Below are 22,755 nucleotides of genomic sequence, written 5' to 3' on the forward strand. Positions count from 1 at the left end.
CCTTTGCGCAAACCGGCCGATGCCGTCGGGGGGTCCTACTAGAGCCATTGGACGCGTTCAAGCCGGGCGTGAGAAGTCGACCAGCGTCCATCCATGTTCGCGCGCCTGCCGTGCCAGTTTGCGGCTTCGTCCGACGGCATAGCGTTCCTCGGCCAGCGCGAAGCTGGGCGCGTCGCTGGCGTGGTCCGAATAGAAGCGCAGCCGGCGCCGGCCCGGACCCGCATGTTCGGCGAGCCATTTTTCGATCCGCCGGGCCTTTTCGGCCCCATAGCAGTTGGTTCCGTCGATCGTCGGCAGCCACGCGCCGTCGGCTTCACGCAAGTGCCGCGTCGCGACCACGCCGTCGAATCCGAGTGCCGCGCCGATGGCCTCCGCATAGAATTCGGGCGCAGCGGTGGCGAGCAGCAGGCGATATCCCTCCGCCCGGTCGCGCGCTATCGCCGCCGCGGCTCCGGGCGGAACATCGGCCGGCACGCGCCAAGCGGCGAAGCGCTGTGCCAGATCGGCCGCGCGCGCGGTGGAAATCCGCTTTCCCAGCATCAGCCGGATTGCGGCAGGCTTGAATCGGTCGCGCCCGAACAGTTTCAATCCGGCCCCCGCCAATAGAAGCAGCAGCACTGGCAGCGCCAGCAGCCGCCACGGCGCGACGCGCGCGGCTGCCCACAGCAGGAACAGCGTGAAGGTCGGCTTGCGCAGCACGGTGCGGTCGAGGTCGTAGATTGCGATACGGACGGGGGTGGGCGAGGTCATGGCTTGGGGCTTTCAAAACAGCCGCAGTCGGCGCCCGGTCTTGCCCAGCGACGCCCGGTCGGCGAGCGGCAGGGCGAAGCGCAGGGCGGCCCAGATCGATGCGGCCGCAATCAGGGCGATCAGGGGCAGGGCGACCGGATCCGGCAGCTGCGCGGCGAGCAGCGCCGCGCCGCCCGCCGCGACTGTGATCGCGATCCCGTGCAGGGCGACGGTGGGGAACCGGGAATCGAACGGGTGCAGCTTCTCGCTGATCGCGAGTTGGGTCATGGGAATTCCCGCCATCGCGACGAGGCCGATCGACATGGCCAGGGTGACGCCGGTGAGCGGGTCCAGATGCCCGACGATGACCCAGCCCGCGCCGACTGCGATCGCCAGCCCGAACAGGCCCGCGACAAGCTGGTGGCGAAAGGCGGCGACGACCTGAAGCACCGGCAGCGAGATGCCGAGCACCGCCTCGAAAGCGCGCGCGAACAGCAGGATCACGACGGCGGCCTGCGCGACATGCGCTTGCGCCCCAAACAGACTGAGCAGCGACGAACTGCCCGCGGCGAGCACTGCAGCGAGCGGCAGCGCGATCGCAAAGATCAGCCGCGTCGCATAGGCGTAGATGTCGGCGACCTGCGCGCGGTCGGCGCGCTCCGCGCTCGCGGCAAGCGGCGCGAGCACATAGGAGAAGGCGATGCGGACGAGCTGGACGACGCTCGACAGCTTGCGCGCGATGGTGAACAGCCCCGCCGCTGCCGCGCCCGCCGCACCGGGAAGCAGAAGGTTGAGGATCAGCGCGGGCGCATCGCCGAACAGCCGCCCGATGATGTTCGACGGCAGGATCGACAGCCCCGCCCGCAAGGTGTCGCGCTCGGCCGTGCTGCCGCGTCCCCCGCGCCGCAGTTCGGCGAAATCATAATAGCGCGCCAGCAGGCGGACGCACAGCAAGGCGGTCACGGCGAGCGAACAGAGGTGCGCGATGAACAGGCCCTTGAGCCCGAGTCCGCCCGCGAAGAACAGCCCCGCGAACACCAGCCGCAGAATCTGCTCCCAGACGATGCGGAGGCGGATCTCGGCGCCGAATACCATGCGCGCGCGCATCGCGCTCGTCGCGATCTCGACGAAGGCCCACAGCGGCAGTGCCCAGACGAACAGCTGGATCGCGGGCACGACGAGCGGCCGGTCGCGCTCGGCGACGTTGAGCAGCGGCGCCAGGTCGGCGGCGAAGGTCGCGATCAATGCCGCGACGACCAGGCACGGCACGACGCCGAACAGCATTGCGGTGCGCAGCGCCGCAGCGGCTTCGGCTTCGCTCGCCGACTGCGGCACGGTGCGCTGCAGCGCGTTCGTCATGCCGGCGTCGCAGATATTCTCGAGCAGATTGACCGCCGCCCACAGCACCGCATAGAGCCCATAGCCGGCGAGGCCGAACATCAGGACATAGAGCGGCTGGGCGACGATCTCGATCACCCCGCCCAGTCGTGCGAGCACCGTCGTCCCCAGTCCGCGCGCGACATGGCGGCTGGTCACGGCGGGAGCGGCGGCGGGTTCTTCGCTCATCGGTGCGCCCCTAGCGATAGTCGGGAACGGAAGGAAGCCGAAACCCCTCCTCCGCAGCCGCGGGCTTAATTGCCGCCTCACCCCTTGCCGACTCCGCCAATCGGGTCTAGTCGGACCCCGACTGCATCAGGGAGCCCGCGACATGGCCGAATTTCGCCTGCCCAAGAACAGCCGCATCCACAAGGGCGGCACGGTCCACAAGGCCGAGGGCGCGACCAACGTCAAGAAATTCAAGGTCTATCGCTACGACCCCGACAAGGGGGAGAATCCGCATTTCGACACCTTCGAGATCGACCTCGACACCTGCGGTCCGATGGTGCTCGACGCCCTGATCAAGATGAAGAGCGAGCAGGATTCGACGCTGACCTTCCGCCGCTCGTGCCGCGAGGGCATCTGCGGAAGCTGCTCGATGAACCTCAACGGCAAGAATGGCCTCGCCTGCACCACCGCGATCGAGGATCTGAAGGGCGACATCACGATCACCCCGCTGCCGGCGATGGACGTGATCAAGGACCTCGTCCCCGACTTCACCCATTTCTATGCCCAATATGCCTCGATCGAGCCGTGGCTGAAGACCAAGTCGACGACGCCCAGCGGCAAGGAACGGCTCCAGTCGCCCGAGGAGCGTGAGAAGCTCGACGGGTTGTACGAGTGCATCCTGTGCGCCTGCTGCTCGACGAGCTGCCCCAGCTATTGGTGGAACAGCGACAAGTTCCTCGGCCCCGCGATCCTGCTCCAGGCCTATCGCTGGCTCGCCGACAGCCGCGACGAATATACCGGCGAGCGGCTCGACGAACTCGAGGATCCCTTCCGCCTCTATCGTTGCCACACGATCATGAATTGCGCCAACGCCTGCCCCAAGGGGCTCAGTCCGGCGCGTGCGATCGCCGAGATCAAGAAGCTGGAAATCGAGCGGCAGGTTTGACGTTGGCTGGCGTCGGCCTGCGCCCCCATTTCTCGAAAGTGCGGATGTGAACGACGGCATCGAGGAACCGAAGCGCCGCGAGAATTTCACCGCCGAGGAACTCGCGGACGGCTGGATAAGCTGGAATATCAAGGACCCGAGCCGCTTCAACGCCTTTATCGAACCGCTTGCGGTCCGGACGGAAGGGCTGACGCCCGACGGACGGCCGCGCGCCCGCGTGCGGATGCATCCGACGCGCAAGCACAGTAATCTCGGTGACAATGTTCATGGCGCGGTCAGCCTGGCGCTCGTCGACATCGCGCTGTTCGCGGCCTCGCATCAGTTCGGCGCGCTCGACGCGGGGCATTCGGTGACGCTCGACCTGTCGACGCAGTTCGTCGGCGCCGGCCGGGTCGGTGAACCGATGGACGCGCTGGTCGAACTGGTGCGCGAGACGGGGCGGCTGGTCTTCCTGCGTGGGCTTGTCGTCCAGGGCGAAGACGATGCGCATATCGTGCTCAGCTTCGCCGGAACGATCCGCAAGGCGAGCCGCAAATGACGGGCGCGGCCGTGATCGGGAACTGCCGTTCCGCATGACCGACCTGCTCGCTGCCTATGACGGGCTCGTCGCCGATGGCGAACTGAAGCCCGATCCCGAACAGCGCGCCGCCGCGGGACGGCTGGCCCGGCTGCAACAGGAACTGGAGGCCGCGCCGCCGCGCGGCAGCCTGCTCTGGCGGATCGCCGGTCGCAGGCCGGAGGCGCCGCGCGGCGTCTATCTGTGGGGCGCGGTCGGGCGCGGCAAGTCGATGCTGATGGACCTCTTCTATGACCGGCTGGCGATCCGGCGAAAGCGGCGGGTCCATTTCCACGCCTTCATGCTGGAGGTGCACGCGCGGATGCGCGAGGTGCGCAAGAGCGAGAGCGGCGACCCCATCCCGCAGGTGGCGGCGGCGCTGGTCGAGGATGTCCGCTGTCTCGCCTTCGACGAGATGGTGGTGAACAACAGCGCCGACGCGATGATCCTCTCGCGGCTGTTCACGGCGCTGATCGGGCATGGCGTGACCGTGGTCGCGACATCGAACCGGCCGCCGTCCGATCTCTACAAGAACGGGCTCAACCGCGAGCATTTTCTGCCATTCGTTGCGTTGATCGAGGCGAAACTCGACGTGATGAGCCTGAACGGCCCGACCGATTATCGCCGGCATCGGCTGGGCGACGGCAAGCGCTGGTTCGTGCCTGCCGATGCGGCGGCGACCGAGGCGCTGTCGGCCGCCTTCTTCCGCCTCACCGACTATCCGCCGGAGGATCGCGCGCACGTCCCCTCGCTCGACCTCGATGTCGGCGGCGGGCGGTTGCTGCACGTGCCGAAGGCGTTGAAGGGCGTCGCCGTCTTCTCCTTCAAGCGGCTGTGCGCAGAGGCGCGGGGCGCGTCCGACTATCTGGCAGTCGCGCGCCATTTCCACACGGTGATCATCGTCGGCATTCCGCGCATGGGGCCGGAAAATCGCAACGAGGCGGCGCGCTTCGTGACGCTGGTCGACGCGCTCTACGAATATAAGGTCAAGCTGCTGGCGAGCGCCGCGGCCGAGCCCGATCAGCTCTACGTCGCCGGCGACGGCGCCTTCGAGTTCGAACGCACGGCAAGCCGTCTCGCCGAAATGCAGTCGGACGATTATCTGGCTCTAGGCCATGGCCAGGATGATGCCGCCGACGATCTTGCCCCAACGCGATGAGTTGATGGCGACATAGGCGACGTTGCGGACGTAGCGGACCTCGTGCGCCAGATGGCCGAACGCCTGCTCGACGACGCGGCGCGCGGTCCGCAGCGGGCGTGGCGCGGCGACCTCGATCCGCCCGGGGCGCGGTGGCGGCAGCGGCAGCGTCGCAAAGCCGCCATTCGTGATTTGCGGATCGTCGGCGACGGCCCGGCACAGTGCTTCCATCCGCGCGACCGCCAGCCAATTGGGCACCGCGCGGTCGCGGCTCAGCAATTCGAAACTGTGGCTGAAAGCCGAGAACTGGATCGCGCCGCTTTCCGCCGCATGGTCGAGCGCGTCGCGCATTTCCTCCTCGGACATCGCGCAGAGCTGAGCGGGGCGAAAGCGGCCGCTGCCTTCCATCAGTCCGCTGACCGGAACCTCGCAGACACCGTGGTGAAACCGCATGCCCATGTTCGCCGGGTCGAGCGTGATCGCGCAGCCATGATCCCGATAGGCGCCGTTGAAGCTGCTGTCGTAGCGAAAGCCGAGCGCGGCGACCGCGCGCAGCGTGTCATCGTTGGCGCCGAAGTTTCCGGCGCGGAAGGCAACCGGCCGCGGCGCCCCGGCGCGCATCAATATGTCGCGGGCGAGGGCGATCAGCTTCTTCTGCGCCGGCAGGGGGAAATCGGCGATGTTGCGTCCCGTCTGCCGCCCCGCCGGATTGAACGGCGCGAACTGCAGCCATTCGGTGTGGATGTGCAGTTGTACCTCGTGGCCGCGCCGAAGAATCGGCTCGACGATCGCCTCGACGATCCGCGGGCCATGAACCAGCGCGGGCATCGGGTCGACGAAGAAGACGCCCTTCAGGCCGTGGCGTTCGAGCATGTCCATCTGGAACAGGATGCCGAAGTCGCCTTCGCGGCAGCGACCGAGGATCGAGCTTTCGAAATTGGCGCGCGCGTCGACCCCCCGCTGGTGGAGCCCGGCGGAAAGTTCGGTGTCGAAACTGATGATTGCCCGCGTCATCGGCGGGGACCCTAGCGTACAGGGGGTAAAGGAGGGTTAATCGCCGGTCCGGGATTCCTGCCGGAAATGCGGGATCGTCGGCGTGCCTCCGCCGGCTTTCCCCTTCGCCCGCTCCATCGGTTTCACGCGATCCGGGAGGGCGCCGCTTTCCCCGACGAACGCGCCCCGGACGCGATGCGTTCCGGCCGCGCCATCGCGGACCTCCAAACCGCCTCATTCCTCATAATGATATTGCGAACTGTTTGCAGAAAAACCCGGTTATTCGTGCTTTTCGCGGTTGTTTCGCCTGGGGAATCAGCGTAGGGGCGGCGCGAGTCTTGGGACCGGCATGCGGCAATGGCCCGTGCCCCGCCGGTCCGTGAACCGCATTGCCGGGCTTGCCAGAAGGGAGTGCCGCGCGCCATGGGACGCAAGAAGATCGCTTTGGTCGGAGCCGGGATGATCGGGGGCACGCTCGCCCACCTCGCCGCCATGAAGGAAATGGGCGACATCGTCCTCTTCGACATTGCCGAAGGCATGCCCAAGGGCAAGGCGCTCGACCTCGCACAGGCGGGACCGGTCGAGGGCTATGATGCGGGGCTCAAGGGCACGAGCGATTATGCCGACATCGCCGGCGCCGACGTCGTCATCGTCACCGCGGGCGTGCCGCGCAAGCCGGGGATGAGCCGCGACGACCTGCTCGGCATCAACCTCAAGGTCATGAAGGCGGTCGGCGAGGGCATCAAGGCCAACGCTCCCGACGCCTTCGTCATCTGCATCACCAATCCGCTCGACGCGATGGTGTGGGCGCTGCGCGAATTCTCGGGGCTGCCGCACAACAAGGTCGTCGGCATGGCCGGCGTGCTCGATTCGGCCCGCTTCCGCCACTTCCTGGCTGAAGAATTCAACGTCTCGGTCGAGGACGTCACGGCATTCGTGCTCGGCGGCCACGGCGACACGATGGTTCCGGTCATCGAATATTCGACCGTCGCCGGCATCCCGGTTCCCGACCTGATCAAGATGGGCTGGTCGACGCAGGAGCGGATCGACGCGATCGTCGCGCGCACCCGTTCGGGCGGCGGCGAGATCGTCCAGCTCCTCGGCAACGGCTCGGCCTATTATGCCCCCGCGACGAGCGCGATCGCGATGGCCGAGAGCTATCTCAAGGACAAGAAGCGCCTGCTGCCCTGCGCCGCGCATCTGACCGGCCAGTACGGCGTCGACGACCTCTATGTCGGCGTGCCGGTGGTGATCGGGGCGAACGGCGTCGAGCGCGTCGTCGAGATCGCGCTGAACGAAGGCGCGAAGGCGAACTTCGACAAATCGGTCCACGCGGTCCAGGAGCTGCTGGTCGCGTGCAAGGGTCTGGAGCCGAGCCTGGCCTGAGTCCCGACGCCCCGCGAAGGCGGGGCCCGTCGCCCGCCCCCTCGGAACGAGGGTGCGGGTGAACTGGTATCTGGAGGTGGTCCCACCCGGGGCGCACGGAAAACGGAACGAAAATCTATGAGCATCCTGATCGACAAGAATACCAAGGTCATCACCCAGGGAATGACCGGCGCGACCGGCACTTTCCACACCGAACAGGCGCTCGCCTACGGCACGCAGATGGTCGGCGGCGTGACGCCGGGCAAGGGCGGCACGACGCATATCGGCCTGCCGATGTTCGACACCGTCGCCGAGGCGAAGCAGGCCACCGGCGCGACCGCGTCGGTCATCTACGTGCCGCCGCCGTTCGCCGCCGATTCGATCCTCGAGGCGATCGATGCCGAGGTCGAGCTGATCGTCGCGATCACCGAGGGTATTCCGGTGCTCGACATGGTCAAGGTGAAGCGCGCGCTGTCGGGCTCCAAGTCGCGGCTGATCGGCCCCAACTGCCCTGGCGTGCTGACCCCCGACGAATGCAAGATCGGCATCATGCCGGGGTCGATCTTCAAGAAGGGCAGCGTCGGCGTCGTGTCGCGCTCGGGCACGCTGACCTATGAGGCGGTGTTCCAGACCTCGAACGTCGGACTGGGCCAGACGACCGCGGTCGGTATCGGCGGCGACCCGGTCAACGGCACCAACTTCATCGACGTGCTCGAACTCTTCCTTGCCGACGAGGCGACCAAGTCGATCATCATGATCGGCGAGATCGGCGGCGACGCCGAAGAGCAGGCGGCGCAGTTCCTGATCGACGAGGCGAAGCGCGGCCGCAAGAAGCCGATGGTCGGCTTCATCGCGGGCCGCACCGCGCCTCCGGGGCGCCGCATGGGCCATGCCGGCGCGATCGTGTCGGGCGGCAAGGGCGACGCCGAAAGCAAGATCGCGGCGATGGAAGCCGCGGGCATCACCGTGTCGGCCTCGCCATCGGAGTTGGGCACGACGCTGGCGGAGGTGCTGAAAGAGCGGGTGTGACCCCCAATTGCTCCTCTTTTTCGTGTGTCCCCGCGAAGGCGGGGACCCATTGCTGTGTCTCCTGGACCCCCGCCTTCGCGGGGGAACACGTCGGGACGATTTAGGATGGTCCCGCCCGGCTATGTCTATATCATGGCGAGCCGGAAAAACGGGACGATCTATATCGGTGTGACCAGCGATTTGCCGAAAAGGGTTTGGCAACATCGCGAAGGCATGATCGAAGGTTTTACGAAGCGTTATGGTTGCAAACTGCTGGTGTGGTTCGATTGCTTTGAAAGCATCCACGACGCCCGGCAGCTTGAAGTGCGGATGAAGAAATGGAACCGGGCGTGGAAGATCAATCGCATCGAGGAGCATAATCCCGAGTGGAATGATTTATCCGAAACGTTGAATTAGGCCTCTGGAGATCGATCCCTGCCTTCGCAGGGCACGAATAGGTTGGGAAAATGAACCTCGAACGACAAAGCTTCGACATCGACGAACCGCAGCCCGGACCGAGCTGGGCGCCCAGAAACTGGCCCCTGGTCGACAGCGATGACCTGACCGCCGCGCTCGATCCGCAGCAGATGCAGGTCGCGGTGAAGGCCGCCGCGGCGAAGGCCGGCGCGCCGCTCTCTAACGCCGAGGTCGAGCGCGCGGCCGACGAGGCGATCCGCGCGATGATGCTGATCCGGACCTATCGGGTGCGCGGCCATCTGGCGGCGTCGCTCGACCCGCTCGGCCTGTCGAAGCATGAACTGCCCGCCGACCTCACCCCCGAATATCACGGATTCGTCGGCGCCGACCAGGATCGGCCGGTTTTCCTCGGCGGGACGCTGGGGCTCGAAAAGGCGACGGTGCGCGAGATCGTGGCGATCCTGCAGGCCAATTATTGCGGGAATGTCGGCCTCGAATACATGCACATCGCCGACGTCGAGGAACGGCGCTTCCTGCAGGACCGGATGGAGGGCGCCGACAAGCATGTCGAGTTCACCCCCGAGGGCAAGCAGGCGATCCTCAACAAGGTGATCGACGCCGAGGAGTGGGAGAAATTCCTCGCCCGCAAATATGTCGGCACCAAGCGCTTCGGCCTCGACGGCGGCGAGGCGATGATCCCCGCGATGGAAGCGATCATCAAATATGGCGGCCAGTACGGCGTGCGCGAGATCGTCTATGGCATGGCGCATCGCGGCCGGCTCAACATGCTCGCGAACGTGATGGCGAAGCCCTATCGCGTCATTTTCCACGAATTCCAGGGCGGCAGCGCGAATCCCGAGGCCGTCGGCGGTTCGGGCGACGTCAAATATCACCTCGGCACCTCGACCGACCGCGAGTTCGACGGCATCTCGGTGCACATGTCGCTGGTGCCCAACCCGTCGCACCTCGAAGCGGTCGACCCGGTGGTGCTCGGCAAGGTGCGCGCGCAGCAGGTGGTGCGCGACGACCTGATCGAGCATGAACAGGTCCTGCCGGTGCTGATCCACGGCGACGCGGCCTTCGCGGGGCAGGGAATCGTCTGGGAATGCCTCGGCTTCTCGGGCATCCGCGGCTACAATACGGGCGGCTGCATCCACTTCATCGTCAACAACCAGATCGGTTTCACGACCAGCCCCCAGTTCGCGCGCTCGTCGCCCTATCCGTCGGACGTCGCGAAGGGCGTCCAGGCGCCGATCCTGCACGTCAACGGCGACGATCCGGAGGCGGTGACCTTTGCCTGCAAGCTGGCGATCGATTTCCGCCAGCAGTTCAAGCGCGACATCGTCATCGACATGTGGTGCTATCGCCGCTTCGGCCATAACGAGGGCGACGAGCCGTCGTTCACCCAGCCGCTGATGTATGCCCGCATTCGCAAGCATCCGGCGGTATCGGACCTCTATGCGCAGCGGCTGGAGGAAGAAGGGGTGATTGCGGCCGGCGACGCCGACGCGCACCGCCGCGAATTCACCGCGCGGCTCGAGGAAGAGTTCGAAGCGGCGAAAAGCTACAAGCCGAACAAGGCCGACTGGTTCGCCGGTCGCTGGTCGGGGCTGCACATGCCGGGCGATTCCGAACATGCGCGGCGCAATATCGCGACCGGCGTTTCGGAAAAGCTGTTCGACAGCATCGGCCGCATCATGACGACCATTCCCGACGACCTGCAGGTGCACAAGACGCTGCGTCGCGTCATCGACGGGCGCGCCGCGATGTTCGCCGACAAGAAGAATGGCGACGTGTTCGATTGGGCGACCGCCGAATCGCTCGCCTTCGGCACCCTGCTCAGCGAGGGCTATCAGGTGCGCCTGTCGGGTCAGGATTCGGGGCGCGGCACCTTCAGCCAGCGCCACGCCGTCTGGGTCGACCAGACCGACGAGCATAAATATATTCCGCTGAAGACCGTGCCGCACGGCCGCTTCGAGGTGCTCGACAGCCCGCTGTCGGAATATGGCGTGCTCGGTTTCGAATATGGCTATGCGATGGCCGATCCGAAGAGCCTCGTGCTGTGGGAAGCGCAGTTCGGCGACTTCGCCAACGGCGCGCAGATCATGATCGACCAGTTCATCGCGGCGGGCGAGGCCAAGTGGCTGCGTGCCAACGGCCTCGTGATGCTGCTGCCGCACGGTTACGAGGGGCAGGGGCCCGAGCATAGCTCGGCGCGCCTCGAACGCTTCCTGCAACTGTGCGCGGGCGACAATATCCAGGTGTGCAATATTTCGACCCCGTCGAACTATTTCCACGTCCTGCGCCGCCAGATGCTGCGGTCGTTCCGCAAGCCGCTGATCATCATGACGCCTAAGTCGCTGCTCCGCCACAAGCTGGCGGTTTCGCAGCGCAGCGACTTCATCGGCGATGCGCATTTCCGGCGCATTATGTCCGATCGCAACCCGCCCGAGGATGGCGCGATCCGGCGCGCCGTCTTCTGTTCGGGCAAGGTCGGCTATGATCTGATGGAGGCGCGCGATGCCGCGGGCCTGACCGACACGACGATCATCCGTATCGAGCAGCTCTATCCCTTCCCGGGCGAAGCGCTCGCGGCGCGGCTGAAGCGGATGACGAACCTCGAAGAGGTCGTCTGGGCGCAGGAAGAGCCGCGCAACAACGGCGCGTGGTTCTTCGTCGAGCCGCTGATCGAGGAAGCGCTGGACGAAGCCGGGCACAAGGGCAAGCGCGCCCGCTATGCCGGCCGCGCCGCCGCCGCCTCGCCGGCGACGGGCCTGATGAGCCGCCACCAGACCGAGCAGGGCGCGCTCGTCGCCGATGCGCTCGGCCTGTCGGTTCGCGCCGAGATTCGCCGGACGAAGAAGAAATAGGGGCTGGCGCGTCCATCCCGATGCAACGACAATCCCGATGGACAGGGGTAGTCCCTGTCCATGGTCCCCAAGGAAGAAGCGATGAGCACCGAAGTCAAAGTCCCCACCCTGGGTGAAAGCGTGACCGAAGCCACGGTCGGCGAATGGCTGAAGCAGCCGGGCGACGCCGTCGCGATCGATGAGCCGATCGCGAGTCTCGAAACCGACAAGGTCGCGGTCGAGGTGCCGTCGCCGGTCGCGGGCGTGATGGGACAGCAGGTCGTCGCCGTCGGCGACACCGTCGCGGTCGGCGCGGTGATCGCGACGATCGAGGCGGGTTCGGGCAAGGCGCCGGCCGCGGCGCCCGCTCCGGCCGCCAAGGCCGAAGCCGCGGCCTCCGCACCCGCCGCGACGGCCAGCGACAATGCGGTCGACACGGTGACGACGATGTCGCCCGCGGTGCGCCGTCTCGTGCTCGAACACGGCGTCGATCCCACGAAGATCAAGGGGACCGGCAAGGACGGCCGCCTGACCAAGGAGGATGTGCTCGCCGCCGCCAATGCCGCGCCGGAAGCCGCTCCCGCTCCCGCCGCGCCTGCCGCACCCGCGCCGGCCGCCGGAGGCGCCCCGGGCCGCCGCGAGGAGCGCGTCAAGATGACGCGGATGCGCCAGACGATCGCGAAGCGCCTGAAGTCGGCGCAGGAAACCGCGGCGATGCTGACGACCTTCAACGACTGCGACATGTCGGCGGTGATGGCGGCGCGCGAGCGCTATCGCGACAGTTTCGAGAAGAAGCATGGCGTGCGCCTTGGCTTCATGAGCTTCTTCACCAAGGCGGTCGCGCTCGCAGCGCATGATATTCCGGCGGTCAACGGCCGGATCGAGGGCGAGGAGATCGTCTATCACGACTATCTGGACGTTTCGGTCGCGGTCAGCGCGCCCAACGGGCTGGTCGTGCCGGTCGTGCGCAATGCCGAGAGCCTGAGCTTCGCCGAGATCGAGAAGGCGATCGCCGACCTCGGCAAGCGTGCCAAGGACGGCACGCTGACGATGGCCGACATGACGGGCGGCACCTTCACCATCTCGAACGGCGGCGTGTTCGGCGGCCTGATGTCGACCCCGATCATCAACCCGCCGCAGTCGGCGGTGCTCGGGCTTCACCGTATCGAGGACCGCCCGGTCGTGCGGAACGGCGAGATCGTCATCCGCCCGATGATGTATCTCGCGCTCAGCTACGATCACCGGCTGGTCGACGGCCGCGAGGCGGTGACCTTCCTCAAGACGATCAAGGAAGCGATCGAGGACCCGACGCGGCTGCTGATCGATCTTTAAATATCCCACATCCGTTCGGGCTGAGCTTGTCGAAGCCCCGTTCTTCTCTTGAGAGCGACGGATTGAGAAAAGTACGGCCCTTCGACAAGCTCAGGGCGAACGGAGATTGAAATGTCGGACTTTGACTACGACGTCCTTGTCATCGGTGCCGGGCCCGGCGGCTATGTCGCCGCGATCCGCGCGGCGCAGCTGGGCCTGAAGACCGCGTGCGCCGAAGGACGCGAAACACTCGGCGGCACCTGCCTAAACGTCGGCTGCATCCCGTCGAAGGCGATGCTCCACGCGTCCGAATATTTTGAAGCCGCCGCTGGCGGCGCGATGGCTAAGATGGGCATCAAGGTGAAGCCCGAACTCGACCTCGACACCATGCACGGCCAGCGCAAGGATGCGGTCAAGGGCCTGACCGGCGGCATCGAATTCCTGTTCAAGAAGAACAAGGTCGACTGGCTGAAGGGTTATGCGAAATTCACCTCCGCCGACACGGTCGAGGTCGCGGGCAAGGCGGTGCGCGCGAAGAATATCATCATCGCCACCGGCTCGTCGGTGACCCCGCTTCCGGGTGTTGAGGTCGACAATGCCAAGGGCGTGATCGTCGATTCGACCGGCGCGCTCGAACTCGCCAAGGTGCCGGGCCATATGGTCGTGATCGGCGGCGGCGTGATCGGGCTCGAACTCGGCAGCGTGTGGCGCCGCCTCGGCGCCAAGGTGACCTGCATCGAGTTCCTCGACCAGATCCTGCCCGGCATGGACGGCGATGTCCGCAAGGAAGCGAACAAGATCTTCAAGAAACAGGGTATCGAATTCAAGCTTAAGACCAAGGTCACGAAGGCCGAGGTCAAAGGCAAGAAGGCGGTGCTGACGCTCGAACCCGCTGCGGGCGGCGATGCGGAGACGCTGGAAGCCGACGTCGTGCTGGTGTCGATCGGGCGCCGCCCGAACACGGATGGGCTGGCGCTCGACAAGGCTGGACTCTCGGTCAACAAGCGTGGCCAGATCGAAACCGACCATGATTTCCGCACGAACGTTCCCGGCATCTGGGCGATCGGCGACGTCGTGCCGGGGCCGATGCTCGCGCACAAGGCCGAGGATGAAGGCATCGCCTGCGCGGAGAATATCGCGGGATTGACTGGCATCGTGAACCACGACGTCATCCCGTCGGTCGTCTACACCATGCCCGAGATCGCCGGGGTCGGCCTGACCGAGGAAGCCGCGAAGGAGCGGGGAGAGGTCAAGGTCGGCAAATTCCCGATGCTCGCGAACAGCCGCGCCAAGACGAACCACGAGCCCGACGGCTTCGTCAAGGTGATCGCCGACGCGAAGAGCGACCGCGTGCTGGGCGTCTGGTGTATCGCCAGCGTCGCGGGCACGATGATCGCGCAGGCCGCGCAGGCGATGGAATTCGGTGCGACGAGCGAGGACATCGCATACACCTGCCACGCGCATCCGACGCACAGCGAGGCGGTGAAGGAAGCCGCGATGGCGGTGACGGGCAAGCCGATCCATATCTGACGCCGCCGTCGGCGGCCGGGGCACGAACGGGGGAGAGTGACGATGGCGGCACGACTGGGATTATGGATGGCGGCATCGATGGCGGCGGCGTGGCCGCTCGCTGTACAGGCAGCCGATGGCGCCATTCCGGCGGCCGCCGCGCCTGACCTTTCGGTCGTCAGCCAGCGCCTCGACGCGTTGCTCGACCGCGATTATCCGGCGCTCGAAGCGCTTTACAAGGATCTGCACGCGCATCCCGAACTGGGGATGCAGGAGGCGCGCACCGCCGGTATCCTCGCGACGCGTCTGCGCGAGGCAGGTTTCACCGTCACCGAGAAGGTCGGCGGCACCGGCGTCGTCGGCGTGCTCCGCAACGGTGCGGGGCCGACGATCCTCGTCCGCGCCGACATGGATGCGCTGCCGCTCGAGGAAAAGACCGGCCTGCCGTGGGCGAGTAAGGCGCGCGCGACCTATGAGGGCAAGGACGTGCCGGTGATGCACGCCTGCGGTCACGATACACATGTCGCCTATCTGGTCGGCGTCGCGCAGGCGCTCGCCACGATGCGCGACAGCTGGTCGGGGACGGTGGTGCTGATCGGTCAGCCCGCCGAAGAGCCGCTGCAGGGTGCCCGGGCGATGCTCGACGACGGGCTGTTCAAGCGCTTTCCCAAGCCCGATTTCGGCTTTGCCGCGCATGTCAGCAACCTGCCTTCTGGCGTGGTGGCGATCAAGGCGGGGCCGTCTTCTTCGGCGTCCGACAGCTATTCGGTCGTCTTTCACGGTCGCGGCGGCCACGGCTCGATGCCCGCTGCGACGATCGATCCGATTCCGATCGCGGCGCGCTTCGTCACTGACGTGCAGACGGTGATCAGCCGCGAAAAGGACCCGGCGGCGTTCGGCGTGCTGACGATCGGCGCGATCCAGGCCGGCAGCGCGCCCAACATCATCCCCGACAGTGCCGAGGTGAAGGTCAACCTTCGTTCGCAGGCGCCCGATGTGCGCGAACTGCTGCGCAGCGGCACCGCGCGTGCGGCAAAGGCGGCGGCGCAGATGGGCAACGCGCCCGCGCCGACGATCAGCTATCTGGGCGGCACCGGCGTGCTGATGAACGACGAGGGCATGGCGGCCGCGGCGGCCGCGATGCTGAAACCCGTGTTCGGCGACCGTCTCGCCTTCGCACCGGCGAGCGCGCCGCCGATGTCGGGCAGCGAGGATTTCTCCGAATTCGTCGATGCCGGCGTTCCGTCGATCTTCTTCGCGATCGGCGGCTACGATCCCGCCGTCCTCGCCGCGCTCAAGGCGAAGGGCGAACCGGCGCCGACCAACCACTCGCCTTTCTTCGCCCCGCAGGCCGAGCCCGCGATCCGCAACGCGGTGACGGCGATCGTGCTGTCGATCGTCGGCGGCGTCCGGCCGGCGGAGCGCTGACCGGCCCGCGCCGATGGACGCCATCGACAACGCGCTGCTCGTCCGCCTGCTCGACCTCGTCGGGATCGGCGTGTTCGCGCTGTCGGGTGCGCTGATGGCGGTGCGGTTGCGGCAGACCTTGGTCACGGCCTGCTTCTTTGCACTGGTCACGGGCGTCGGTGGCGGCAGCGTGCGCGACCTGCTGATCGGCGCGCCGGTGTTCTGGGTCCAGGACGGCGCGATTGCCGCGGTGTGCATTGCGATCGCGCTGACCGTCTGGCTTACCCCCGAACGATGGTGGCGGCGCGGGCAGTTGCTCGAATGGGCCGATGCGGTCGGGCTCGCCGCCTACAGCGTCTTCGGCACCGCCAAGGCGATCAGCTGGGGCGTGCCCCCGGTACCGGCACTGATGATGGGCGTCATCACCGGCTGCGTCGGGGGCACGATCCGCGACGTGCTGGCGGGCGTGCCGTCGATCATCATGCGCCCCGAAATCTATGTGACCGCGGGGGCGCTGGCATCGGGCCTGTTCCTGGCGCTGCTCTGGCTCGGCGCGGGGACGGCCGTGGCGGCGGTGACGGGCGCGACCGCGGGTTTCATCCTGCGCGGCGCGGCGATCCGCTGGTCGCTGGGCCTGCCCACCTATGGCCGCGCCGGCGGCGACGGGACAAGCTGACGCTTGACCGGCGCGCGCCGCGCGGCAAGGTTGGCGTCCTTTGGCAGGGGACACGCATGACGACCGACCGGACGACCGCCAACGGCATCAGCATCGCCTTCGAGGACAAGGGGCCGCGCGACGCCCCCGCGATCCTGCTCGTCATGGGATTGGGCGGGCAACTGACGCTGTGGCCCGACGAGTTCGTCGATGCGCTGGTCGCGCGTGGGTTCCGCACCATCCGCTACGACAATCGCGACGTCGGCCTGTCCACCCGCTTCGATGCGGCTGGGGTGCCCAACCTCAAATGGATGTTCGTCAAGGCTGCGCTGGGCCTGCCGGTGCGCAGTGCCTATCGGCTCGCCGACATGGCCGACGACGGCGTCGCGCTGCTTAACCGTCTGGAGATCGACCGGGCGCATGTCGTCGGCGCGTCGATGGGCGGGATGATCGCGCAGCATATCGCCGCCAGCCATCCGGGGCGCACCCTGTCGCTGACCTCGATCATGTCGACAACCGGCAACCGCCGCCTGCCGCGCGCGAAGAAGGAAGCGATGCAGGTGCTGGCGAACCGGCCGATGAGCGGCGATCCGGAAGACATGATCGCCTATTCGGTGCGCGCCGCGCGGGTCATCGGCAGCCCCGGTTATCCGGCGGAGGAGGAGCGTTTGCAGCGGCGGGTGCGCGGCGATTTCGAGCGCGGCTGGTATCCGCAGGGCGTCGCGCGCCAGATGGCGGCGATCGTCGCCGACGGCGACCGGCGACCGATGCTGAAGGCGGTGCGGGCGCCGACCCTTGTCATCCATGGCGAGGCCGACCCGCTGGTCCCGATCGCGGGCGGCCGGGACACGGCGGCGCATATCGCGGGAGCGCGGCTGATGACGATCCCCGGCATGGGACACGACCTGCCGCTGGCGCTGGTCGACACGCTCGCCGATGCGATCGCGGAGCATGCCAAAGGCGCGGCCGTGGCGCCCTGATCGGCCGTTACCTCAACAGCAACGCCAGCGCGGCGAACACGCCTTTCGGGCCGGTCGCGCCCGGCCGCGGCACCACCGGTAGATAGGCGCGGCAGTCGAGGCACGCAGCCTGCACCGACCCCGACGCCGACAGCATAGACAGGTCCTGCACCAGCCGGCGTTCGGCCAGCTGCCGGTTCATCGCCGCGATGCCGAACCAGCCGCGCGGCGCGGCGGCGTCGGCGCTGTCGTCGCGCGTCAGGCTGGCGAGCAGCTTCGACCATTCGCTCGGCTCGTCCTCGAAATATTTGGCGTGGAAGGCGCCGTCGACCTTGGCCAGCTTTGCCGCCGCCGCCAGCGCGTCGGGCAGGCCGCCGAACTGGTCGACCAGCCCGATCTGGCGCGCCGTCCCCCCGGCCCATACCCGGCCTTCGGCGATCGGCAGCACCTTGTCGAGCGGCTGCTTGCGGCTCTTGGCGACGAGGCCGGTGAAGCGGGCATAGATCTGCTCGACGCTCGCCTGTGCGAGCTGGTTGAACGGTTCGTTGACGCCGCCCAATATGTCGGGCTGGCCCGACAGCGGCGTCGTCGCGATGCCGTCGGTGGTCACGCCAATCTTTGCCAGCGCCTGATCGAAACTCGGCAGGATGCCGAAGACGCCGATCGAGCCGGTGATCGTGTCGGGCTCTGCGAAGATGCGGTCGGCGGGGGTCGAGATCCAGTAACCGCCCGACGCCGCGACATTGGCCATCGAGACGACGATCGGCAGCTTCTTCGCCTTGGCGGCGAGCAGTGCCTGGCGAATCTGTTCGGACGCCAGCACCGATCCGCCCGGCGAATCGACGCGCAGCACGATCGCCTTCACCCCGCCGTCGCTCGCGGCGTCGAGGATGTGACCGGCGATCGTTTCCCCGCCGGCGGTTCCGGTCGAGGCTTCGCCGTCGACGATCTCGCCCGCTACCGGGATCACCGCGATCGCGCGGCCCTTCTGCGCGGGCGGATTGGCGGCGACCCAATTGTCGAGCGGGATGGCGTTATAATCCCACGGCCGGCTGTCGTCCGCGGCGCCGCTGATTTCGGCCACGCGCGCGCCGAATGCCATGCGTCCGCCAAGCTTGTCGACCAGCCCGGCGGACAGCGATGCCTGGCCCAGGTCGCCGCTTGCCGCCCAGACCGCGCCCGGCGTATCGGCGATGAAGGCGTCGAGCTTTGCCTTCGGCCTTGCCGCCTTCACGTCGGCGAGCCACTTGTCCCACAGCACGCCGGCATAGGCGAGGTCGGCCTGCTTCGCCTCGGGCGACTGGTCGCCGCGCAGATAGGGCTCGACCGCGCTCTTGAAGGTGCCAACGCGATAGATGTGGGCGGTGATGCCGAGCCGGTCCATCAGCCCCTTGTAATAGAGACGCGACCCGCCGGGCCCGGCGATGGCGACGCCGCCCATGTCGTCGGCCCATATCTCGCTGGCATGCGCCGCGACCTGATAGCTGTCGGTCGTATAGGCGGTGGCGAAGGCGAGCACCGGCTTTTTCTTCGCGCGCACCTTGTCGATCGCGGCGCCGATTTCTGCGAGCGAGACCTGCCCGCCGCCCAAAAAGCGGTCGAGATCGAGGACGACCGAGGTCACGCGCTTGTCGTCGGCGGCGGTTTCGAGCGCCTGGACGATGTCGCGAACGCGATATTCGCGAAGCTGCGCGCCGCCTGACAGCGCCGCGAACGGGTCGATTTCCGCCGGCTGTTCGGTGACGATGCCGTCGAGCTGGAGCAGGAGCGCCCCCTTGCTGACCGGCAGCGAGGCGTTGGGACGGCCCGCGAGCAGGCCGAACAGTGCCGCGAAGAACAGCAGCAGGAAGACGAGCGCCAGCCCATCCTTGATCGCCACGAGCAGCCGCCAGACCCGGCGCGGAAAGCTGATCGTGCCGCGCGGCGTGTCGTCGCCGGGTAGCGGACGGCGCACGGGGATGGCCCAGGGGCCGGCGGGATTCGGGGCGGAGGCTGGGGTGTCGGTCATTGTGCAAATCTAGTGCGTGATGATCCGAGATGGAACCGTCATTGCGAAGAGCCGAAGACGGCGAAGCAATCTCATCCCCCCTCGCGCTTGCGGGAGGGGAGACGGCGTCACAGCCATCCTTCCTGCCGGTACCAGCGCACCGTCTCGGCGAGGGCATCGGCGGTGTCGACGGCGGGGCGCCACAGGTCGGGCGGCGGACGGGCGCCCTCTGCCGCCACCCAGTCCGGATGCGCGATATAGCGGGCGCGGTCGGCCGTCAGCTTGGCGCGGTGGCGGCGCACCAGCATGTCGAGGCGGCCCCCGGCGTGCAGCAGCGGCGCCGGGACAGCGAGCGTTGCGACGCGATCGCGCCCGACTGCGCGGCCGATGGCGCGCGCGAAGCCGCGATGCGACCAGCCGCCGGGCTGGCCGTCGTCGGGTTCGTAGGTCTGCCTGACGCGGGCATGGCGCTCCGCCGCGAGCGCGACCAGCAGCCGCGCCAGTTCGTCGACGTAGATCGCCGACATCCGGCCGCGCGGCGGGATCAGCATCAGGCCGCGCCGCGCCATGCGGAACAGGTCGAGCATCTCGGTATCGCCGGGGCCGAAGACGGCGGGCGGGCGCACGATCGTCCAGTCGAGTCCGCTCGCCTCGACGATCGTCTCGGCGCGCGCCTTCGACCAGCCATAGTGCGACAGGCCGGGTTCGCGCGCGGCGAGCGATGAAACGTGGACGAAGCGCTGCACCCCGGCGCCGCGCGCGGCCTCGACGACATTCGCCGTGGCGACCGCGTTGCCCGCCTCGAACGCCGCGCGGGTCGGGACGTTGACCACGCCCGCGATGTGGAGCAGCGCATCGGCCCCGGCCGCCATCTCTGCAAGGCTGTCGGGCCGGTCGAGCGCGCCGGCGATCCACGTGACGCCGTCGCGCGCCTCCTGCGTGCGGCGGGTGAGCGCGCGGACGTGCCAGCCGGCTTCGACCGCCTGGCGCAGCGTCGCGCGCCCGACGAAGCCGGTTGCGCCGGTCATCGCCAGCGTGGGTTGCATCAGAGCCGCCCCGGCACGGGAAGGATTTGGTCGCGCGTCATCACAGCAGCACCATGTGATCGCGATGAACAACCGCACTGCGCGGTGCATGGCCGAGCGCCGCCTCCTGCGCGTCACGCCCGAGGCCGAGGATCGCCGCGGCGTCGGCGACCGGATATTCGGACAGGCCGCGCGCGACGATGCGCCCGTCGGGGCCCGCGATATCGACGATGTCGCCGCGTGCGAAATCGCCGCTGGTGGCGATGACGCCCGCCGCGAGCAGGCTGGCGCCGCCCTGCAGCGCGCGGACCGCGCCGGCGTCGATGGCGAGCCGGCCCTTGACGATCAGTCGTCCCGCGAGCCACGCCTTGCGCGCGCTGGCGCCGCGCTTGGGAAGGAACAGCGTATGCCGCGCCTCGGCCGACAGCGGCCGGTCGATGCGGCCCGACGCGATCGCGAGATGCGCGCCCGCGGCGTTGGCGATGCGCGCCGCCGCGATCTTCGACACCATGCCGCCCGATCCCATGCCCGAAGCCGACCCGGCGTCGGCCATCGCCTCGATCCGCGCGTCGATGCGCTCGACCCTTGCGATATGCCGTGCGCCGGGAATCGCAGGATTGCGGTCGTAGAGCCCGTCGACGTCGGACAGCAGCACGACGCCGTCCGCACCGGCCGCCTGCGCGACGCGCGCTGCGAGCCGGTCGTTGTCGCCGAAGCGGATTTCGGCGGTCGCGACGCTGTCGTTCTCGTTGATGATCGGCACGACGCGCAGCGAGAGCAGCCGGTCGAGCGTCGCCGCGGCGTTGAGGTAGCGGCGACGATGTTCGAGGTCGTCGAGGGTGACGAGCATCTGCGCCGCGGTCAGACCCTCGGCGCCGAGCAGTTCGGCCCAGACCTGCGACAGCGCGATCTGCCCCGTCGCGGCGGCGGCCTGCGCATCCTCCAGGCTCGCGCGCCCGCCCTTGGCGAGCCCCAACCGCCGCGCGCCCAGCGCGATCGCGCCCGACGACACGACCGCAACCTGCTGCCCGGCGCGCGTGCGCGCCGCGATGTCTGCCGCGATCCCCGCGACCCAGTCGCGCCGCACCGCGCCATCGGGATCGACGAGCAGCGCCGATCCGATCTTGACGATCAGCCGCGGACAGGAGGCGGGAGGAAACAGCATCATGCCGCCGCCGATAGCGCGCGCGGCGCGGCGCGCCAATGCGAATATCCCCGAGTCGCGCAGGGAAAAATGGGAATGGCGGCTTTCGGGCGAAACCGGCTGGCCTGCGGTTTCGCCCGCCAGGTCGTTCAGATCGGCGACCAGTCGCCGCTGGCGTCTTCTCTTTCGTCGCTGCCCGGTTCGGGATGGTCGATCGCTTCCAGCAGCTTGTCGAGTATCGCCTCGACCCCCGCGCCGCTCGCGCCCGACAGCGCCATCACGGGCTTGCCGCTTTCTTCGGCGAGTTCCGCCGACAGCGCCGCGATCAGTTCGTCGTCGAGCGTGTCGACCTTGTTGAGCGCGACGATCACCGGCTTGTCGGTCAGCCCGGCGCCATAGGCCTCCAGTTCGTCGCGCACGATGCGATAGCTGGTCGCGACATCCTCATCATTGGCGTCGACGAGATGCAGCAGCACGCGGCAGCGTTCGATGTGGCCGAGGAAGCGGTCGCCGATCCCCGCGCCGTCGGCGGCGCCCTCGATCAGGCCGGGAATGTCGGCGATCACGAATTCGCGACCCTTGTGGCTGACCACGCCGAGCTGCGGCCGCGTCGTGGTGAAGGCATAGGCGCCGACCTTGGCCTGCGCGTTGGTGACGGCGTTGATGAAGGTCGACTTGCCGGCGTTGGGCAGGCCGACGAGCCCCGCGTCGGCGAGCAGCTTCAGCCGCAGCCACACCCACATCTCTTCGCCCGGCCAGCCGGGGCCGTGCTGGCGCGGCGCGCGGTTGGTCGAACTTTTGTAGCTCGCATTGCCGCGCCCGCCGTCGCCGCCGCGCAGGAAGACGATGCGCTCGCCCGCCCGGGTCAGGTCGGCGAGCAGCGTCCGTTCATCATCGTCGGCGAGAATCTGCGTGCCCACCGGCACCTCGATCACCAGATCGTCGCCGCCCGCGCCGGTGCGGTCGCGGCCCGCGCCGGGGGTTCCGCGCCTCGCCTTGAAATGCTGGGTATAGCGGAAGTCGATCAGCGTGTTCAGCCCGGCGACCGCCTCGAACACGACGTCGCCGCCCTTGCCGCCGTTGCCGCCGTCGGGGCCGCCATATTCGATATATTTCTCACGCCGAAAGCTGACGGCGCCGGGGCCGCCGTCGCCCGACTTGATGAAGATCTTGGCCTGATCGAGGAAATGCATCGCCGCCCTTTACGGGGAA

General features: G+C 67.9%; 19 protein-coding genes. 12 read left to right on the plus strand and 7 right to left on the minus strand.

Annotation, left to right across the window (positions count from 1 at the left end; all coding sequences use genetic code 11):
- Positions 1 to 57: 57 nt before the first annotated feature.
- Positions 58 to 750: an HAD family hydrolase gene (locus SGRAN_RS04645; RefSeq protein WP_067107149.1), complete on the minus strand. Its 693-nt coding sequence runs from the start codon at positions 748 to 750 to the stop codon at positions 58 to 60.
- A gap of 12 nt (positions 751 to 762) precedes the next feature.
- Positions 763 to 2,295, minus strand: a complete 1,533-nt coding sequence (locus SGRAN_RS04650; RefSeq protein ID WP_067181053.1) for a lipopolysaccharide biosynthesis protein — start codon at positions 2,293 to 2,295, stop codon at positions 763 to 765.
- A gap of 142 nt (positions 2,296 to 2,437) precedes the next feature.
- Here SGRAN_RS04650 and SGRAN_RS04655 point away from each other — a divergent pair, with 142 nt between their 5' ends.
- Genes SGRAN_RS04655 through zapE form a run of 3 tightly spaced genes read left to right on the plus strand, consistent with a single transcriptional unit; the run spans position 2,438 to position 4,935 of the window.
- Positions 2,438 to 3,220, plus strand: a complete 783-nt coding sequence (locus SGRAN_RS04655; protein ID WP_067107158.1) for a succinate dehydrogenase iron-sulfur subunit — start codon at positions 2,438 to 2,440, stop codon at positions 3,218 to 3,220.
- Between the two features lie 46 nt (positions 3,221 to 3,266).
- A complete protein-coding gene (locus SGRAN_RS04660; protein ID WP_082737069.1) occupies positions 3,267 to 3,758 on the plus strand; it encodes a PaaI family thioesterase in 492 nt (163 codons plus the stop codon).
- A 34-nt stretch (positions 3,759 to 3,792) separates the two neighbouring features.
- Entirely contained in the window at positions 3,793 to 4,935 is a 1,143-nt protein-coding gene (zapE, locus tag SGRAN_RS04665; protein WP_067181056.1) for a cell division protein ZapE, read from the plus strand.
- On the opposite strand, the gene SGRAN_RS04670 is transcribed toward zapE, so the two are convergent.
- Complete coding sequence (locus SGRAN_RS04670; protein WP_067181059.1) at positions 4,885 to 5,928, minus strand: polysaccharide deacetylase family protein; 1,044 nt, start codon at positions 5,926 to 5,928, stop codon at positions 4,885 to 4,887. The genes zapE and SGRAN_RS04670 overlap by 51 nt on opposite strands.
- Before the next feature lie 402 nt (positions 5,929 to 6,330).
- On the opposite strand from SGRAN_RS04670, the gene mdh reads away from it, so the two are divergent.
- The 9 genes from mdh (at position 6,331) to SGRAN_RS04715 (ending at position 17,408) form a co-directional block, all read left to right on the plus strand.
- Positions 6,331 to 7,293: a malate dehydrogenase gene (gene mdh / locus SGRAN_RS04675; protein ID WP_067107167.1), complete on the plus strand. Its 963-nt coding sequence runs from the start codon at positions 6,331 to 6,333 to the stop codon at positions 7,291 to 7,293.
- A 117-nt stretch (positions 7,294 to 7,410) separates the two neighbouring features.
- Positions 7,411 to 8,301: a succinate--CoA ligase subunit alpha gene (gene sucD / locus SGRAN_RS04680; RefSeq protein ID WP_067181068.1), complete on the plus strand. Its 891-nt coding sequence runs from the start codon at positions 7,411 to 7,413 to the stop codon at positions 8,299 to 8,301.
- Between the two features lie 105 nt (positions 8,302 to 8,406).
- Complete coding sequence (locus SGRAN_RS04685; RefSeq protein ID WP_067181071.1) at positions 8,407 to 8,697, plus strand: GIY-YIG nuclease family protein; 291 nt, start codon at positions 8,407 to 8,409, stop codon at positions 8,695 to 8,697.
- 50 nt (positions 8,698 to 8,747) lie between these two features.
- Positions 8,748 to 11,567 carry a 2-oxoglutarate dehydrogenase E1 component gene (locus SGRAN_RS04690; protein WP_067181073.1) on the plus strand — a complete coding sequence of 940 codons (2,820 nt, stop codon included), beginning with the start codon at positions 8,748 to 8,750 and terminating at the stop codon, positions 11,565 to 11,567.
- 81 nt (positions 11,568 to 11,648) lie between these two features.
- Positions 11,649 to 12,878 (plus strand): 2-oxoglutarate dehydrogenase complex dihydrolipoyllysine-residue succinyltransferase, encoded by a 1,230-nt coding sequence (gene odhB / locus SGRAN_RS04695; protein WP_067186896.1) that lies wholly within the window; start codon positions 11,649 to 11,651, stop codon positions 12,876 to 12,878.
- Between the two features lie 111 nt (positions 12,879 to 12,989).
- Complete coding sequence (gene lpdA, locus SGRAN_RS04700) at positions 12,990 to 14,387, plus strand: dihydrolipoyl dehydrogenase (protein ID WP_067181075.1); 1,398 nt, start codon at positions 12,990 to 12,992, stop codon at positions 14,385 to 14,387.
- Between the two features lie 42 nt (positions 14,388 to 14,429).
- On the plus strand, positions 14,430 to 15,794 hold the full coding sequence (locus tag SGRAN_RS04705; protein ID WP_237233754.1) for an amidohydrolase: 1,365 nt from the start codon (positions 14,430 to 14,432) through the stop codon (positions 15,792 to 15,794).
- 13 nt (positions 15,795 to 15,807) lie between these two features.
- Positions 15,808 to 16,449, plus strand: a complete 642-nt coding sequence (locus SGRAN_RS04710; RefSeq protein ID WP_067181078.1) for a trimeric intracellular cation channel family protein — start codon at positions 15,808 to 15,810, stop codon at positions 16,447 to 16,449.
- A 56-nt stretch (positions 16,450 to 16,505) separates the two neighbouring features.
- Positions 16,506 to 17,408 (plus strand): alpha/beta fold hydrolase, encoded by a 903-nt coding sequence (locus SGRAN_RS04715; RefSeq protein WP_067181080.1) that lies wholly within the window; start codon positions 16,506 to 16,508, stop codon positions 17,406 to 17,408.
- A 7-nt stretch (positions 17,409 to 17,415) separates the two neighbouring features.
- On the opposite strand, the gene sppA is transcribed toward SGRAN_RS04715, so the two are convergent.
- The 4 genes from sppA to obgE all read right to left on the minus strand — a co-directional run bounded on the left by sppA (position 17,416) and on the right by obgE (position 22,736).
- On the minus strand, positions 17,416 to 19,395 hold the full coding sequence (sppA, locus tag SGRAN_RS04720; RefSeq protein WP_148650794.1) for a signal peptide peptidase SppA: 1,980 nt from the start codon (positions 19,393 to 19,395) through the stop codon (positions 17,416 to 17,418).
- A gap of 107 nt (positions 19,396 to 19,502) precedes the next feature.
- The gene (locus tag SGRAN_RS04725; RefSeq protein ID WP_237233755.1) at positions 19,503 to 20,420 is read right to left on the minus strand and encodes an NAD-dependent epimerase/dehydratase family protein; all 918 of its coding nucleotides are present in this window, start codon (positions 20,418 to 20,420) and stop codon (positions 19,503 to 19,505) included.
- Between the two features lie 40 nt (positions 20,421 to 20,460).
- On the minus strand, positions 20,461 to 21,567 hold the full coding sequence (gene proB / locus SGRAN_RS04730) for a glutamate 5-kinase (protein WP_067186903.1): 1,107 nt from the start codon (positions 21,565 to 21,567) through the stop codon (positions 20,461 to 20,463).
- A gap of 125 nt (positions 21,568 to 21,692) precedes the next feature.
- Positions 21,693 to 22,736 carry a GTPase ObgE gene (obgE, locus tag SGRAN_RS04735; RefSeq protein WP_067181082.1) on the minus strand — a complete coding sequence of 348 codons (1,044 nt, stop codon included), beginning with the start codon at positions 22,734 to 22,736 and terminating at the stop codon, positions 21,693 to 21,695.
- Between the last annotated feature and the right edge of the window lie 19 nt (positions 22,737 to 22,755).

The organism is Sphingopyxis granuli, assembly GCF_001559015.1.
Lineage (GTDB): Bacteria > Pseudomonadota > Alphaproteobacteria > Sphingomonadales > Sphingomonadaceae > Sphingopyxis > Sphingopyxis granuli.

What these genes read in the sequence shown, in the direction of transcription:
- proB (WP_067186903.1), bottom strand. Translation starts at nt 21,567, where the DNA reads ATGATGCTGTTTCCTCCCGCCTCCTGTCCGCGGCTGATCGTCAAGATC.
- mdh (WP_067107167.1), top strand. Translation starts at nt 6,331, where the DNA reads ATGGGACGCAAGAAGATCGCTTTGGTCGGAGCCGGGATGATCGGGGGC.
- SGRAN_RS04710 (WP_067181078.1), top strand. Translation starts at nt 15,808, where the DNA reads ATGGACGCCATCGACAACGCGCTGCTCGTCCGCCTGCTCGACCTCGTC.
- SGRAN_RS04670 (WP_067181059.1), bottom strand. Translation starts at nt 5,928, where the DNA reads ATGACGCGGGCAATCATCAGTTTCGACACCGAACTTTCCGCCGGGCTC.
- odhB (WP_067186896.1), top strand. Translation starts at nt 11,649, where the DNA reads ATGAGCACCGAAGTCAAAGTCCCCACCCTGGGTGAAAGCGTGACCGAA.
- lpdA (WP_067181075.1), top strand. Translation starts at nt 12,990, where the DNA reads ATGTCGGACTTTGACTACGACGTCCTTGTCATCGGTGCCGGGCCCGGC.
- SGRAN_RS04685 (WP_067181071.1), top strand. Translation starts at nt 8,407, where the DNA reads ATGGTCCCGCCCGGCTATGTCTATATCATGGCGAGCCGGAAAAACGGG.
- SGRAN_RS04705 (WP_237233754.1), top strand. Translation starts at nt 14,430, where the DNA reads ATGGCGGCACGACTGGGATTATGGATGGCGGCATCGATGGCGGCGGCG.
- SGRAN_RS04655 (WP_067107158.1), top strand. Translation starts at nt 2,438, where the DNA reads ATGGCCGAATTTCGCCTGCCCAAGAACAGCCGCATCCACAAGGGCGGC.
- SGRAN_RS04645 (WP_067107149.1), bottom strand. Translation starts at nt 750, where the DNA reads ATGACCTCGCCCACCCCCGTCCGTATCGCAATCTACGACCTCGACCGC.
- sppA (WP_148650794.1), bottom strand. Translation starts at nt 19,395, where the DNA reads ATGACCGACACCCCAGCCTCCGCCCCGAATCCCGCCGGCCCCTGGGCC.
- zapE (WP_067181056.1), top strand. Translation starts at nt 3,793, where the DNA reads ATGACCGACCTGCTCGCTGCCTATGACGGGCTCGTCGCCGATGGCGAA.
- sucD (WP_067181068.1), top strand. Translation starts at nt 7,411, where the DNA reads ATGAGCATCCTGATCGACAAGAATACCAAGGTCATCACCCAGGGAATG.
- SGRAN_RS04715 (WP_067181080.1), top strand. Translation starts at nt 16,506, where the DNA reads ATGACGACCGACCGGACGACCGCCAACGGCATCAGCATCGCCTTCGAG.
- SGRAN_RS04650 (WP_067181053.1), bottom strand. Translation starts at nt 2,295, where the DNA reads ATGAGCGAAGAACCCGCCGCCGCTCCCGCCGTGACCAGCCGCCATGTC.
- SGRAN_RS04725 (WP_237233755.1), bottom strand. Translation starts at nt 20,420, where the DNA reads ATGCAACCCACGCTGGCGATGACCGGCGCAACCGGCTTCGTCGGGCGC.
- obgE (WP_067181082.1), bottom strand. Translation starts at nt 22,736, where the DNA reads ATGCATTTCCTCGATCAGGCCAAGATCTTCATCAAGTCGGGCGACGGC.
- SGRAN_RS04690 (WP_067181073.1), top strand. Translation starts at nt 8,748, where the DNA reads ATGAACCTCGAACGACAAAGCTTCGACATCGACGAACCGCAGCCCGGA.